A 218-nucleotide genomic window follows, 5' to 3' on the forward strand; every position below is an offset into this window, starting at 1 on the left:
GAGTTTCAGGAAAATTTAAAGCAACGCCAAAAGGAAAAACGGGAGCGTGCCCAAATTTTTTTCCTTGGCGTCCTCTCGCTTTTTTGCTCTGCCGATTTTGCGATTTTGCGAAAAGTTATCCACAGCCGAAATTTGCACGCGCCGACGTTAAAAGCGTTATACGCTTTTGATTTGTTAAGAGCGCGCGCGCGTTACGCTTTTTGGAGGCCGCATGGCTC

1 protein-coding gene is annotated in these 218 nt (G+C 47.2%); it reads left to right on the plus strand.

Translation table 11 applies throughout. From position 1 onward, the window contains the following. Positions 1 to 218 (plus strand): hypothetical protein (locus AXE65_RS14025; RefSeq protein WP_204376536.1); only part of this gene is annotated, 218 nt, incomplete at both ends.

This window comes from Ventosimonas gracilis, assembly GCF_001580025.1.
Lineage (GTDB): Bacteria > Pseudomonadota > Gammaproteobacteria > Pseudomonadales > Pseudomonadaceae > Ventosimonas > Ventosimonas gracilis.